Here is a 13624-nt window from a genome sequence, read left to right on the forward strand (position 1 = left end):
GCACCGGACGCGCGGCGGCAGGCGTGATCGGATCTCGCGGGAGGCACCGGACACGCGTCGGGGCACGTGATCGGGTCTCGCGGGCGACACCGGACACGCGTCGGGGCTCGCCCTCGGATTCCGCGGGAGGCACCGGACGCGCGTCGGGGCGCGTGATCGGATCTCGCGGGAGGCACCGGACACGCGGCGGGACGCGTGATCGGAAGCCGACGGCGGGCGCGGACACGCGTCCGGAGCCGCGATCGGAAGTCGTCGGGCGCTCGCGCCACGCGTCGGGGGCGATCATGGGAACGCGGAGCGCGGTCGCGCCGCGCGGCGGGTGCGACGTCCGGAGCACGGAGCGCGGTCGCGCCGGGCGGCGCCCGACGTGCCCGATGCGTGTCGCGACCTCACGCCGGTGCGCCGCGGCGACGATCGCTCCGCGTCACGCAGCGCGGCGCCGGGGAATGTGCGCCGGCGGTCGCACGGTAGAGTGCGCCGATGCGCGCGTGGGTCTGGGTCGGAGTCTTGTGCCTCGTCGCGTGTGACGACGTCCGGAGCGCCGGCGACGCGGGCTCGGATGGAGGCCGCGCCGGGCTCGACGCGAGCGCGGAGCGAGACGCGGGGCGCGAGCGCGTCGACGCCCGCGTCCTCCCGCCGGACTCGGGTGGCATGGAGGGGATCGACGCGGGCGAGATCGACGCGGGGTCGATCGACGCCGGGGAGGTCGACGCCGCGACGAGCGACGCGGGCGCGGCCGACGCCGGCGGGAGCGTCGACGCGGGCTCGACCGCGCCGTGGGCGCTGTCGATGTCGACGGCCCCGGCCTCCGATGCGATCACGATCGGGGGCGTCAGCGTCGCGCCCGACGGAACGTGTGTCGCCGGCGGGTTCGGCGGCACGCTGCGCGTCGACGCGACGCGCACGCTCGTGTCGCGCGGCAGCTACGACGTGTTCGTCGTGTGCGTCGACGACCGCGGCGGGATCACCAGCGCATGGTCGTTCGGCGGCGCGGGCTTCGACACCGCGGTCGAGGTCGCGCGCGTCGGGAGCGATCTCGTCGTCGCCGGTCGCGTCGCGGGCGACGTCGTGATCGACGGAGCCACGCACGGCGGCGGGTCCGACGCGTTCGTGGCGCGCCTCTCCACGAGCGGCGCGCTCGTGTGGATCGCGCGCGCGAGCGGGGCGTCGTCGTACGCCTACGATCTCGCCGTGGACGCGGCGCGCATCGCGGTCGTCGGGACGTTCGGCGCGTTCTCGGGGCCCGCGGGCACGCTGTCGCTCGGTGGACGATCGGTGGTCGGCCGCGAGCGCGAGGACGCGTTCGTCGCGCTGCTCGATCACGCGGGCGGCGTCTCGCACCTCGCGTCGTTCGGCGCCGAGCTCGACGAGGAGGCCTCCGGCGTGGCCCTGGGCGCGCTCGGCGTCGTGGTGACCGGGACGTTCGAGAGCTGCGCGCTCGAGCTCGGCTCGGGCGTGTCGATCGATCGCGTCGGCGGTGACGCCGACGGGCTCGTGCTCGCGCTCGACGGGAGCCTCGCGCCTCGCTGGGTCGCGCGCGTCGACGGGCCGGGCCGCGAGGACATGGGCGACGTGGCGATCGACGCGGCGGGCGACGTGGTCCTGTCGGGCACGTTCCACAGCGCCGTGCATCTCGGCGGCGAGTCGTTGGTCGCAGGCACGGACTTCTACGCGGGCCTCGTCGCGTCGTTCGCGAGCGACGGGAGCCTGCGCTGGGCGCGGAGGCTCGGCGCGGTCGCCGCGCCGTTCGAGCTCGCGTTCGACTCGGGAGGTCAGCTCTTCGCGGCGGGCTCGTACGACCGCGCCCAGCCGCCGCTCCCCGCGCCGATGCTCGCCGACGTCGTGGTGCACCGGCTCGAGCCGGCCACCGGCGTCCTCGTCGCCGCGGCGGTGCTCGCCCAGCCGGGCAACCAGCAGCCCGCGTCGTTCGGCGTCGGGGACGGGATCGTCGCGGCCGGCGGCGGATGGGTCGCCGAGCTCGACGCGCTCACGCCGATCGAGGAGCCCGTCGTCGCACCGCGCGACGCGTGGGCGCTGCGGTACGGCACGCAGGGGGTCGACGCGTTCGATCGGGTGGCGATCACTCCGTCGGGAGACGCGCTGGTCTCGGGCTACTACGACAACCCGAGCTCGCTGTGGACCGACTTCCGCGAGGAGGCGCTCGTCGCGCGCGTCGGGGCCGACGGGGTGCCGCGGTGGACGCGGAGCTTCGGGAGCACCGACGCGTACGTGTTCGACGTGGCCTCGGACGCGGCGGGGAACGCGTACGCGGTGGGCCGCGTCGCGAGCGCGTGGTGCGTGGGCGGCGCGCTCGATCGGCCGACGAGCCAAGACGCGTTCGTCGTCAGCTACGCGCCCGATGGTGCGCTGCGGTGGTTCCGCCGCATCTCGAGCACGAGCGCGAGCGATCAGCTCGCGAACGTGATCGTCACGTCGACCGGTCGCGTCGTGGCGACCGGCGTCTACGGCGGCACCGAGCTGGTCGTGGACGGGCTGAGGCTCGAGAACCCCGGCGGCGTGGGCCTGCGCGCGTACGCGATCGGCCTCGACGCGGCGGACGGATCGACGGAGATGCTGCGCGGGCTGGCGGCCGGTCATCCCCTCGACGTCGCGCCGGACGCGGCGGGCGGCTTCGTGACGTCGGGCGGCCATCGCTACACGCCGGGGGACCTCGGGTACCAAGGAGACTCCGAGGGTGATGCGTTCGTGGCCCGCTACGACCCGGAGGGCGGCGAGGTCTGGCGCTACGTGGCGGCGCACGTCGACGACACGCGCAGCACGACCGAGAACGACGGCTTCCTCGGCCTCACCGTGGGCCCGTCGAACGTGTTCGTCGCCGGCGTCGTGTACGGTCGCCTGCGGTTCGGCGAGCGAGAGATCCGCTCGACGCGATCGCAGGCGATCGTGGTCGCGCGCTTCTCGCTCGACGGTCTCTTCGAGGACGCGACGGTGATCGAGATCGCCGACGCGCACACCGCGAGCGACATCGACGTCGACGCGTCGGGGCACCTCTACGTCGTCGGCCGGACGTGGCCGGGCGGGCAGGGCTTCGCGGCGTCGCTGGGCACCGACCTGACGCTGCGCGAGCACTGGCTCACCGGCGTCGCCGATCTGCGCGGCGTCGACGCGAGCGCGGCGCCGTTCGTGTGGGTCGCGGGCACGTTCCGCGGATCGGCCGTGCTCGACGGGGTGACCGTGGCGGACTTCGACCAGCCCGGCCTGGACCCCATCGAAGAAGCCGTGCTCTGGCACGTCCCGACCCCTGACGTGAAGCGAGCCCCGCGTGGAGGTGGGCCCGCTCGACGCGCGGGTGGGTCGGGACGCCGCGCACGCTGGGGCACGCGGTCGCGACGATGGGCGGGACAGGGATCGAACCTGCGACCCGAGGTGTGTAAAACCTCTGCTCTGCCGCTGAGCTACCCGCCCGGGCGGACGCAGCGTTACGCGCGACCGCGACGCGCGCAATCACTGGGGGCGCGGATAACGATCGGGGAACCGCTCGACGTACCACGCGCGCAGCGCGGGCAGGTGCTCGAGGCCGACCTGCGGGTGCAGGTGATGCGCGACGTGGTGCCCGATGTTGCGCGGCGCGAGCACGAGCTTGTCGATCCAGCGCAGGTGATGATCGTTCGTCGTCGCGAGGATCGTCGCGAGGCTGCGATCCTCGGCGCGCACGTAGTTGTGCTCCTGCAAGAGGCGCCACGCCGCGAGCAGGCCGGTGATCGTGACCGGGATCACGTAGCCGAAGAGCACCTCGCGCGGCGACGCGATCCACGCCGCGACGACGAGCGCCTGGAACACGCCCTGGCCGAGCTCGGCGCGACCGCAGTCGACGACCTCGCGCGAGTGGGTGAGGTCCTTGCCCGAACGGTCCTGCAGCCAGACGCGCCCGTAGACGTTGCGCGCGCGCGGCCACACGACCGCGAGCAGACCGACGGGCACGCGCAGCGTCCAGAACGGGATGAGCACCGCGCCGCGCAGCACGTTGAGCGCGTACGTCAGCGGGCGGCCCTCGAGGTTCGCCTTGAAGTACGGATCGCTGCGCATCCCGCTGTCGCGGTGATGGCGCAGGTGGTGGTAGCGCATCGCGTTCATCGTCGTCGCGATCGGGTACGCGCAGAGCACCTCGAGCACGCGCACCACGACGTCCTTGTCGCGCATGGGCATGTGCGAGCAGTCGTGCATGAGGATGCCGAGCGCGTGCAGGCGTCCCGCGACGAGCAGCGCGAGCACCGGGTAGCACCACCACGGCGTCAGGAGCATCGCGGTCCAGAGCACGGCGAGCATCGCCCACTCCTCGAGCGCCATGCGCAAGAGGCCCGAGCGCGTCGCGGTGCGCAGCAGCTCGCGTGGCACCGCGCTGCGCGAGAGCTTCGTCTCGCTGCGCGCCGCGTCGAGCGAGGACTCGAGATCGTCGACGAGGTGCGCGTCGTCCAGCTCGGGATCGTGGAGCTCGGGATCGTGCGCGCTCATCGGGGCACCTCGAGCTGGAGCGCGAGCGAGAGCATCACGAGCCAGTACCGGACGTGATCGAAGCCGTGACCGCCCATCGCGGGCTGCGCGTGATCGAGGTGCGGCAGGAGCACGTGCGGCAGGCCGGGCCACACGAGATCGTCGAGGAAGAACTGACCGTCGTGCGCGCGCCCGGGCGCGATCTCGCCGAGCCGCTCGTGGAACGAGTCGAGCCACGTCGTCGGCACGCTCGACCACGACGCGGTCTGGATGACGCGCGTGACGTCGCCGGCGCGCGCGAGCGTGTCGACCACGCGCGCGACGCCCTCGCGGGTGAGCTCGCGACCGCCGGTCGCGGCGCCGATCGCGTGGAGCCCGACGCGCTGCACGCCCTCCGCGATGCGGCGATGCGGGGCGCGCAGCGTCGCGCGGTGCGCGCCGAGCAGCATGCTCTCGAGCACCGGCGAAGGGCCGCGCGGCGTCTGCGAGGTGAGCACGACGTGCGTGCGCTTCGCGAGCTCGTCGTCGTGCGCGACGAGCCATCGCGCCTCGAGCCCTCCGCGGCTGTGCCCCGCGATCACGAGCGCGCGATCGCTCGGGACGTCGCGGCGGATCGCGTCGCCCAGGAGACGCGCATTGCGCGCGATCGGACCCTCCGCGGCGCTGCGATGGAGCACGACCGGGATGCCGAGCGCGCGCAGCGCGCGGGTCGGCGCCATGAGGTTCCCCGGCATCCAGTTGCCGAGGTACCCGCGCACGAACACCACCGCGATGCGGTCGACGACCGGCGCGAGCATCGTGGGCCACGCGTCCTCGCGCAGCTTCGAGAGCGCGGCCCATCGCGCCGCGAACTCGCTCGTCGTCGCGAGCTCGGGCAGCGCGAACGTCGGCGTGGAGGGGTACAGCGCGCGGAACGCGTCGAAGCCCTCGGGGCGCCATCGAGCGGACGTCTGCACGCGCGAGGGTTCCCGCGTTTTCACCACGTGCGCAAGCGACCGTTTGCGCGCGCACGCGTCGCGCTCCCACACTCGCGCCCCGTGCGACCGATGAAAGACGCTCCGGGCAGCGAGAACGTCCCGCGCACCGAGCCCGTCGTGAGCTCGCGCGGGCGCTACGGGACACAGAACCTCGTCGTGCTCGGTGCTCAGGTGCTCGGCTGGGCCGTGGTGCTCACCGCCGTCGAGCTCGCGCCGTACGTCGCGCTTCGCATCGCGCTGATCGCGCTCTTCTGCCTGCTGATGCAGGGCGTGTTCACGATGATGCACGAGCACTTCCATCGGAACGCGCACTGGGTGCCCGCGATCGACTACGCGATCGGGCTCGTCGGCAGCACGCTCTTCGGCACCTCGGCGACGCTCCACCGCGTGCACCACTGGGGGCACCACGTGCGCAACCGGAGCGAAGCGGAGCGCGGCGAGTTCATCCATCCGGGCGAGGCGCCGGCGCTCAAGGTCGCGCTCTACTACTTCGCGATCTGCGGCGGGCTGTGGCTCGGCGGGCTCGTGTTCCCGCTGATCTCGTTCTTCATCCCGTGGCGCTTCGTGCGCTTCCTCGCGCGCACCAAGCGGTTCAACACGTACGCCGCGATGTTCGAGCAGTTCAAGGAGCGCGACTGGACGCGGATGCGCCTCGAGGCGCTCGTGCTCTACGCGTTCTGGGGCGCACTGCTCGCGTGGGGCCCGTGGTCGACGGCGACGCTGGTGCCGGCGTACGTCGCGTTCGCGTTCACGTGGTCGTGGCTGCAGTGGGTCTATCACCTGCGCACGCCGATCCACGTCATCGAGGGCACGTACAACCTGCGCGCGCCTTGGCTCGTGCGCGTGCTCTTCCTGAGCTTCAACTACAACCTCACGCACCACCGACACCCGTCGATGCCGTGGCAGGAGCTCCGCGGCGCGAGCGATCCGAAGGAGACGCAGCCGCTCTGGTACCGCGTGCTGCTGATGGCGCTCCCGCCGCGTCCGTTCCCGACGAACGACGCCGAGCTCGCCGCGCTCGACAAGCGCTACTTCTGACGTGCGCATCGCCGAGATCCTCGAGGGCGTCCCGGGCGCGCGCCTCGCGACCGAGGCCGACAACGACGCGATCGTGCGCTTCTACGATCGACGTCCGATGGGCACCGCGGCGTTCGAGGTGGGGTATCGACGCGGGCCCGACTTCTTCGCGCTGCTGCGCTGCCAGAGCGATCGTCACCTCGTGATCGTGTGCGAGCGCGCGGGCGAGATCGGCGGCGTCGGCACGATCACGGTGCGCGACGGATGGGCGCACGGCGCCCCGGTGAAGGTCGCGTACCTCGGCGATCTGCGCATCGCGCAGGATCGCCGGCTGCTCGTGTCGTGGCGCCGCGCGTACGGCGCGCTGGTCGCGCGCGCGAGCGAGATCGAGGAGCTCGACGGAGCGTCGGTGTTCGTCACCGCGGTGATGGACGCGAACACGCTCGCGCGCGCGGCGCTGATCGATCGGAGAGGGAAGGGCGGTCCGACGTACCTGCCGCTCGCGCCGTTCCGCATGCAGAGCGTGCTCGCTCGATGGCCGCTCTGGCCGCGCCCGCGGCTCCGCGACGTGCGCGTGCGCGCCGCGACGTCTCGTGATCACGAGTCGCTCGCGGCGTTCTACGAGGCGCGGCAGAAGGCGCGATTCGCGGGATATCGCGGGGACTTCGCGCGCCGGCTCCGCGCGTGGCCGGGGCACTCGATCGAGCGCTTCGTGATCGCGGAGGACGCGCGCGGCGCGATCGTCGGCTGTGTCGCGCCGTGGTCACCGAGCGCCGCGAAGGAGACGTTCGTGTCGCGCGTGCCGCGCCACCTCGCGCTCGCGGGGCGCGTGCTCGAGCCGTGGATGCGCATCCCGCGCGACGGCGAGACCATGAAGATCCTCTATCTCACGCACCTCGAGGTCGATCGACCCGACGTGCTGCGCGCGATGATCGATCTCGTCCGCGACCGAACGCGCGACGAGCGCGCGCACTTCGTCGCGCTCCCGGAGTACGCACGGTTCGCGCTGGGTGCCGCGCTGCGGCCGTACGTCGTGGAGAGCGTCCCGATCACCCTCTACTCGGTGCACGCTGCGGGCTACGAGGGCGCGCCGATCACGCTCGATCGCGCGCCCGGCTTCGAGATGGCGCTCGTTTAGATCCACATCTCGATCACGTCGACGCGCGGCTCGGGCGCATCCTCGCCGCGCGTCGCGTGATCGCGCAGCGCCTCGATGTGCTGGTGCAGCACGTCTGCCGCGGTCGAGAGGAAGCGCGGCGCGCCGCCGTAGCGCTGCAGGTTGTCGCCCTGGTTCCGCATGATCACGACGTCCTGTCGGATCACCTCGCGCGTGTACGGCGGGAGGAGGTGCCGCGCGAGACGGTTCCAGCGACCGAGCTGATAGCTGATGCGCGTGTACACGCGCGTGTCGAACGGACCGCGCGGCGTGCACGTCGACGTGATCACGAACCCGCGCTCACCGCCGAAGTCGTAGTCCACGCGCGTGACGTTCGGCATGTAGAACTTGTCGGTGTGCACCATCGGCGCGCCGCTCGGGTTCAGGATGCGCCCGGTGAACCCGATGCTGTCGGACGGCTGATCGTAGGTGACGAGGACGCTGTCCTTCGTGCGCTCGACCTGCGTCTTGATCTTCTTGTTCGCGGTGCGGCGGAACCAGCCCTTGTGCACGAAGACCGTGTGCGGGACGTCCATGAAGTTCTCGACGAGGTTCGTCACCCCGTTCGCGAAGTCCGTGGTCATCCAGTAGCCGCCCCAGCCCTCTTCGTCGCTGCGTCCTTCGGCGTCGAAGTGCGGGATCACGAAGGGCGCTCCGTCGGGCGCGCCGTGGCCCATCCACACCCAGACGAGCCCGTAGCGCTCGAGCACGTGGAAGCGAGGCACGCTGCACTCGAGCACCGGGAGCGAGCGTGGCCCTTCGCTCGGCACGTTCACGAGGCGACCTTCGCAGTCGTACGTCCAGCCGTGGTACGGGCAGCCGAGCCGATCGTCGAAGACGTCACCTTCGCTGAGCTTCGCGTTGCGATGCGCGCAGCGATCCTCGAGCGCGACGACGCGCCCCTTCGACGTACGGAAGAGGACGAGCGGCTCCTCGAGGATCACGCTGCCGTGCGGCTTCTTGGTCGTGACCTCGTCGCTCCGCGCGGCGACGTACCAATGATCCCGAAGCCGTCCCGCGCGCGCTCGCATGCTCGTCATGAGGGCACTCCGAAGATCGCGTCCCAGCCGTCCTTGGTGTCGAGACGCGAGGGCTTCACGTCTCCCGCGCGCTGGCCGCGCGCGATCATCACCTCGAGGTACCGCGCTTCGCCGCGCGCGACCCGACGCGCATCGATCGGCGCGAGCTGTCCGAGGTCGCGCGCGTACGAGTACGGGTGCGACGCGGCGAGCCCGCGATCGAGCGCGTTCGCGAGCTCGCTCAACGAGCCCTCGTCGGCCTCGCTCTCGACGTACAAGCGATAGCCCGCGGGCCGCTCGCGAGGAGCGAGCAGCACGAAGCGAGGGTCGCCGATCGTCGCGCGCAGCGCGTCGTCGACGCAGCGCTCGACGAACGACGCGTGAAGCTTCTCGCCCGCGACGTCGCTCACGCGATCGAGCTTGCCCTCGAAGCGAATGCGCGGCGTCGCGCGCTCCATGCCGACGACGCGCACGACGTCCGCGAGGTGATAACGCGCGAGGCCCGCGCCGGTCGTGAGCAGCGGCGAGTACGTGCCGCCCACGCGCAGCGCGTCGGAGAGCAGCGGCGCGCGCGTCGGATGGTCGAGATCGATCCACTCGAGGAAGTGCGACGTGATCGCGATCGGTGCGCTCTCCTCGTCGCCGAGCGGAACGCTCACCACGCCCTCGGTCGCGAGCAGTCCTTTCGGCTGCATCGTGGTGCGCGCGACGAAGCGCTTCAGCACGGGCAGGAGGGCGCGCGCGGGCCCATCGGCCCAGCACGAGATCAGCGCGAGCTCCGGCCACAGCGCTTCCACGACGAAGCGCCCCTCGCGATCGAGCCCACGACGGATCGACTCCGCGCGCCGCACCGGGATCGTCCCGAGGAGCGCGTCGAGGTTCGCCTCGGTCCACTCGAGCAAGAGCGTCAGGAAGCTCGGCGACCACACCGAGATCAGCGCGAGGTCTCCGGCCGACAAGAGGTGTCGCACGGTCTCGCTGCGCCACGTGTCGACGTCCGGCGCGCTCGCGACGTGCGACGGCACGGCCATCGAGCGCGCGATCACGTCGCGCGCGATGCTGCCGAAATACTCGGCGTCGTCGCTCATCCCGATCGGGATGCCGCCCGGCGTGCGCTGCGCAGCGCGCGCGACGGGCGAGATCGACCAGTAGCTGCGCCTGCCGATCAGCGGATGACGTCGATGCAGATCGACGAGCCACGACGACGTCGCCTCGCCGATCTCGGCCAAGAAGCGCGCCGTGATCGGCAGGAGCTTGGTCGCCGACGTCGATCCGCCCGAGCGCTCGAAGCAGCGCGGCGGCTCGACGCTCAGCACGCGCGGCTCGCCGTGCGCGACGCGGTCGATCCACGGCTCGAGCGCGTCCCATCGCGCGACCGGCAGGCGACGCTGCCACGCGCCGAGCGAATCGTGTGCTCTGAGCACCGATTCGAAGCCGTGCGCGCGACCGTACGCGGTCGCCTCATGCGCGCGCAGGTGCGCCTCGAGCTTCGCGAGCTGTGTCTCGCGCGGCTTCGCGAGCGCGCGCGCGAAGCGCCGCTGCGCCGGGAGCATCGAGCCGATCCACGCGGTGTGGAACGCCGAGAGCAACATCAGGCGCCCTCGAGCGCGCGCGCGAGCTGCTTCCGACCGAACTGCATCGCGAGCCCCACGCCCACGCGGCCGAGGCAACAGAGCTCGTCGCCGCGCGGCGCGCCGGGGTTGCGCTCCACGAAGAAGCGCACGTCGGGATCACACGCGAGCGCGGCATCGATCGGCGCGACGTCCGCGCGCAGCCGTCCGTGCCCCGAGTCCGCGAAGCACAGCACGCCGCGGCGTGCGTCGTACGCATCGCCGAAGCGCCGCGTCGCGAGCTCGTCGAGGATCGTCTGCTGCCAGGGCGGGGTCGGTCGATCGTGACGCGGCCAGTGCTCCGGGAAGTTCCGCGTGAGCAGCAGATACGTCTTGTAGCCCTTCGTGATCAGGAACCAGTACACCGCCGCCGTCGGGCTCGCGAGCTTGAGCGCCATGACGAAGCGGAAGAACGCGCGGTGCAGCGCGCGTGTCCCCCAGTAGCGCCGCTCGACGATCGTGTCGCCCGAGAAGATCGACACGACCTCGCGCCCACCGACGACGCGCCGATCGACCTCGATCGTCGAGAACCCGACGATCTGCCGCGACATCGCACCGCCCGGGTCGGACGCAGCGCGCAGGAGGATGACGTGCTGCTTGCGCGCGAGATCGCGCTCGAACGTCTCGCGCGTCACGTCGTCGTAGTGACGCGAGAAGAGCGTCCACATCGCGTCGATCTCGGCGGGCGCGAGCGAGCGCACCTCACGGATCCGGCTCACGAGCGGCGCTCGGGTGAAGCGTGGCTCCCGCACGGCCGGCAGAGATACAGGACAACGCAGAACGGGCAAGTCGACGCACTGCGTCAACCTGCCCGTCCGCTTCGTTTCGCTGGCTGTGGGTTCGTTACTGCTGCGCGCCGGGCGCTTCGACCGTCGGCGTCGGGACGCCTTCGCCGGGCCCCTCGCCGCCGTCACCGTGCTCCACGAGACGCCCGCCGACGTACTCCATCGGGCGCACGCGCTTGCCGAAGACCGCGTCGGGATCGCTGAGCACGAGCGCCTCGCGCAGCACCTCGTCCATGTGCTCGACGAGCACGACGCGCATCGCGTTGAGCACGCGCTTCGGGATCTCGCGCAGGTCCTTCCGGTTCTCGCGCGGCACGAGGATCGTCTGGATGCCCGCGCGATGCGCCGCGAGCATCTTCTCCTTGAGCCCGCCGATCGGCATCACGCGCCCACGCAGCGTGATCTCGCCGGTCATCGCCACCGTGCGGCGCACCGGGATCTTCATCAGCGCGCTCGCGATCGACGTCGCGATGGTCACGCCCGCGCTCGGTCCGTCCTTCGGAACGAACTCGGGGAAGTGCACGTGGACGTCGACCTTCGAGTGGAAGTCCTCGCCGTCCTCGCTCTTGCTCGCGAGCCCGAGCATCTGCTGGCGCGAGCGGATGTAGCTCATCGCCGCCTGCGCGGACTCCTGCATCCCCTTCTCGAGCAGGCCGGTGATCACGAGCTTGCCCTTGCCGGGCACCACGCTCACCTCGCACTCGAGGATCGTGCCGCCGTACGTCGTGTACGCGAGGCCGTTCGTCAGGCCGACCTCGTCGTGCTCGCTCGTCTTGTTCGAGCGGAAGCGCGGGACACCGAGGTACTGCGGGACGTTCTTCGCCGCGATGCGATAGCTGAGCCCGGTCTTGCCCTGCTGCTGATCCTTCAGCACCTGGCGCGCGACCTTGCGGCACACGCTGCCGATCTCGCGCTCGAGGTTACGAACGCCCGACTCCTTCGTGTAGTGATGGATGATCGTGCGGATCGCGTTCTCGGTGAGATCGACGTCGGCCTGCTCGAGCCCGGCTTCCTGCTTCTGTCGCGGCACGAGGTAGCGCACCGCGATGTTCAGCTTCTCGAACTCCGTGTAGCCGCTGAGCTCGATGATCTCCATGCGGTCTCGCAGCGGCATCGGGATGCCGCCGAGCGAGTTCGCCGTCGTGATGAACATGACGTCGGAGAGGTCGTAATCGAGATCGAGGTAGTGGTCGTTGAACGACTTGTTCTGCTCGGGGTCGAGCACCTCGAGCAGCGCCGCAGCCGGGTCGCCGCGGAAGTCGCTCGACATCTTGTCGATCTCGTCGAGCAGGAAGACCGGGTTGTTCGCGCCGGCCTTGCGCAGGCTCTGGATGATGCGGCCCGGGAGCGCGCCGATGTACGTCCGGCGGTGGCCGCGGATCTCGGCCTCGTCGCGCACGCCACCGAGCGAGAGGCGCACGAACTTGCGGCCCGTGCTGCGCGCGATCGAGCGCGCGAGCGACGTCTTGCCGACGCCCGGCGGCCCCACGAGGCAGAGCACCGGGCCCTTGAGCTTGCGGACGAGCGCCTGCACCGCGAGGTACTCGAGGACGCGCTCCTTGACCTTCTTCAGGCCGTAGTGGTCCTCGTCGAGGATGCGCTCCGCGGCCTCGATGTCGTAGTTCTCTTCGCTCTTGTCCTCCCACGGGAGGTTGAGCACCCAGTCGATGTAGTTGCGGACGACCGTCGCCTCCGCACTCATCGGCTGCATCATCTTGAGCTTCCGGAGCTCCTTCTTGACGCGGCCCTCGGCTTCCTTGGAGAGCTTCTTCGTCTTGATCTTCTCTTCGAGCTCTTGGATCTCAGACTTGAACTCGTCGCGCTCGCCGAGCTCCTTCTGGATCGCCTGCATCTGCTCGTTGAGGTAGTACTCCTTCTGCGTCTTCTCCATCTGCTTCTTGACGCGAGAACGGATCTTCTTCTCGACGTTCAAGATCTCGATTTCCGCGTTCATCAGCTCGAACAGGCGCTCGAGCCGCTTCGCGGCATCGGTGGTCTCCAGGATCTCCTGCTTGTCGTGGAGCTTCACCGCGGAGAGATGCACGACGATCGCGTCCGCGAGCCGGACCGGATCGTCGATGGTCTGAACCTGCATCAGCGTCTCGGGCGCGATGCGCTTGTTCAGCTTCACGTACGTCTCGAACGTCGACTGCACGCTGCGCGTGAGCGCCTCGAGCTCGACGCTCGCGACGTACTTGTCCTCGACGTTCTCGACCTCGCACAGGAAGAAGTCGTCGCTCGGGACGAACTTCTTGATGCGAGCGCGACGCTTGCCGAGGACCATCACCTTCACGGTGCCGTCGGGCAGGCGCAGCATCTGCTCGATCGATCCGACGGTGCCCATCGTGTAGATGTCGTCGGGCGTCGGATCGTTGGTCTTCGCCTTCTTCTGTGCGGCGAGCAGGATCTCCTTGTCCTGCGCCATCGCCTCTTCGAGCGCGGCGATCGACTTCTCGCGGCCCACGAAGAGCGGCACGACCATGTGCGGGAACACGATGATGTCCCGCAGGGGCAGCAGCGGAAGCACGCGCTGCTTCTTCGGCGCCCCGCCGTTGTCGCTCTTGTTGAAGAACATCCGCTCGCTCCTCCCCCCGATCAGATCAGGCCG

At 70.8% G+C, this 13624-nt stretch carries 9 protein-coding genes and 1 tRNA gene; 2 read left to right on the forward strand and 8 right to left on the reverse strand.

Features of this window, described 5'->3' with window-relative positions:
- Positions 1–282: 282 nt before the first annotated feature.
- The 4 genes from DB32_RS46785 to DB32_RS46795 all read right to left on the reverse strand — a co-directional run bounded on the left by DB32_RS46785 (position 283) and on the right by DB32_RS46795 (position 5408).
- Positions 283–3252 (reverse strand): hypothetical protein, encoded by a 2970-nt coding sequence (locus DB32_RS46785; RefSeq protein ID WP_157069105.1) that lies wholly within the window; start codon positions 3250–3252, stop codon positions 283–285.
- A gap of 102 nt (positions 3253–3354) precedes the next feature.
- A tRNA-Val gene (locus DB32_RS16795) sits at positions 3355–3426 on the reverse strand.
- 39 nt (positions 3427–3465) lie between these two features.
- The gene (locus DB32_RS46790; protein WP_053233472.1) at positions 3466–4473 is read right to left on the reverse strand and encodes a fatty acid desaturase family protein; all 1008 of its coding nucleotides are present in this window, start codon (positions 4471–4473) and stop codon (positions 3466–3468) included.
- Positions 4470–5408 (reverse strand): esterase/lipase family protein, encoded by a 939-nt coding sequence (locus tag DB32_RS46795; RefSeq protein WP_053233473.1) that lies wholly within the window; start codon positions 5406–5408, stop codon positions 4470–4472. The genes DB32_RS46790 and DB32_RS46795 overlap by 4 nt, the downstream gene beginning before the upstream one ends.
- 90 nt (positions 5409–5498) lie before the next feature.
- On the opposite strand from DB32_RS46795, the gene DB32_RS46800 reads away from it, so the two are divergent.
- Positions 5499–6467, forward strand: coding sequence for a fatty acid desaturase family protein (locus DB32_RS46800; RefSeq protein WP_053233474.1), 969 nt, complete (start codon positions 5499–5501; stop codon positions 6465–6467).
- 1 nt (position 6468) lies between these two features.
- On the forward strand, positions 6469–7584 hold the full coding sequence (locus DB32_RS16815; RefSeq protein ID WP_053233475.1) for a hypothetical protein: 1116 nt from the start codon (positions 6469–6471) through the stop codon (positions 7582–7584).
- Here the strand turns inward: DB32_RS16815 and DB32_RS16820 are convergent.
- The 4 genes from DB32_RS16820 to lon form a co-directional block, all read right to left on the reverse strand.
- On the reverse strand, positions 7581–8642 hold the full coding sequence (locus DB32_RS16820) for an aromatic ring-hydroxylating dioxygenase subunit alpha (RefSeq protein WP_053233476.1): 1062 nt from the start codon (positions 8640–8642) through the stop codon (positions 7581–7583). The two genes, DB32_RS16815 and DB32_RS16820, sit on opposite strands and share 4 nt — an antisense overlap.
- Positions 8639–10213 carry a GH3 family acyl-acid amido synthetase gene (locus tag DB32_RS16825; protein ID WP_053233477.1) on the reverse strand — a complete coding sequence of 525 codons (1575 nt, stop codon included), beginning with the start codon at positions 10211–10213 and terminating at the stop codon, positions 8639–8641. Before DB32_RS16825 ends, DB32_RS16820 begins: the two co-directional genes overlap by 4 nt.
- A complete protein-coding gene (locus tag DB32_RS16830; protein ID WP_157069106.1) occupies positions 10213–10950 on the reverse strand; it encodes a hypothetical protein in 738 nt (245 codons plus the stop codon). The genes DB32_RS16825 and DB32_RS16830 overlap by 1 nt, the downstream gene beginning before the upstream one ends.
- A 124-nt stretch (positions 10951–11074) precedes the next feature.
- A complete protein-coding gene (gene lon, locus DB32_RS16835) occupies positions 11075–13591 on the reverse strand; it encodes an endopeptidase La (protein WP_083457428.1) in 2517 nt (838 codons plus the stop codon).
- Positions 13592–13624 lie beyond the last annotated feature (33 nt).

The organism is Sandaracinus amylolyticus (assembly GCF_000737325.1).
Classification (GTDB): Bacteria; Myxococcota_A; Polyangia; order Polyangiales; family Sandaracinaceae; genus Sandaracinus; species Sandaracinus amylolyticus.

What these genes read in the sequence shown, in the direction of transcription:
- DB32_RS46790 (WP_053233472.1), bottom strand. Translation starts at nt 4,473, where the DNA reads ATGAGCGCGCACGATCCCGAGCTCCACGATCCCGAGCTGGACGACGCG.
- DB32_RS46800 (WP_053233474.1), top strand. Translation starts at nt 5,499, where the DNA reads ATGAAAGACGCTCCGGGCAGCGAGAACGTCCCGCGCACCGAGCCCGTC.
- DB32_RS16820 (WP_053233476.1), bottom strand. Translation starts at nt 8,642, where the DNA reads ATGACGAGCATGCGAGCGCGCGCGGGACGGCTTCGGGATCATTGGTAC.
- DB32_RS16825 (WP_053233477.1), bottom strand. Translation starts at nt 10,213, where the DNA reads ATGTTGCTCTCGGCGTTCCACACCGCGTGGATCGGCTCGATGCTCCCG.
- lon (WP_083457428.1), bottom strand. Translation starts at nt 13,591, where the DNA reads ATGTTCTTCAACAAGAGCGACAACGGCGGGGCGCCGAAGAAGCAGCGC.